Here is an 875-nt window from a genome sequence, read left to right as displayed (position 1 = left end):
CCCGGCCCCGTAAGCCCGCCGGAGACCTTGAACATGAACATCTCCAGGACGGTGTAGAACCCCTGGAGATAGGCCTGCTGGTCGACGGTGAAATCCAGGTGGCCCTGATCGATGCCGTTCAGGGTGCCGGGCAGCAGATCGAAGCCGCCCGCGCGGATGCCCTTCCCGCTGAGGCCGTGCTTCTTCATGGTCTTCGCCACCGCTGCCGTGCTGCCCGCGTCGACGGCGAACATGCCCTTGAGGTCCTGGTGGCCGAGGTAGAACGACTCCACCCGCGAGAACTCCTCGTTGATGGTCGCCCCGGTGGCCGTCTCGTGCAGTGTGATGTCCTTGCCGGACTCCTCGATCGCCTCCTTGGCGCCGTCGAGGCGCGGCTGGATGTTGAGCTGGCCCGGCGTCGCGATGAACCCGGCGATCTCGCCGGAGCCCACCAGCTCCACCATCCGCTGGCCGACGGCCTTGCCCGCGAGGAAGAGCTCCTGGCCCACGTAGGCGAGGCGGTTGTTGTCGACATCGGCGTTGTAGGAAAAGACCGGAATGCCCTGGCGCAGTGCCCGGTCCACCGGCGCGTCGAAGGCGTTGCGGTCCACCAAAGCGATGGCGATGCCGTCGGCCTGGGAGGCGATCGCCGCGTTCATCGAATTGACCATCTCGCTGGCGACCGACGTCTGCGAGCCCGTCCACTGGTAGGTACAGCCCAGCAGCTCGCAGGCGTCGGCGATCCCGTACTGCGTGGGCACGAAGAACGGGTTCGTGGACACGTGGTTCACGAACACGAAGTTCCACTTCGGGTGGGACGGATAGGCGCCCCCCTCGGCGGCATGGCCCACGCTCGGCAGGCCCAGGGTGGCCGCCACTGACAGCAGCGCACCGCT

1 protein-coding gene is annotated in these 875 nt (G+C 67.2%); it reads right to left on the bottom strand.

All coding sequences use genetic code 11. The features are described 5' to 3' along the window. A partial coding sequence (locus tag G7A99_RS21825; RefSeq protein WP_163144050.1) for a sugar ABC transporter substrate-binding protein occupies positions 1-875 on the bottom strand: 875 nt, incomplete at both ends.

This window comes from Arhodomonas sp. KWT, assembly GCF_010993615.1.
Note: the sequence above shows the minus strand (reverse complement) of the source record. Positions and strands in the feature narration are given on the sequence as shown.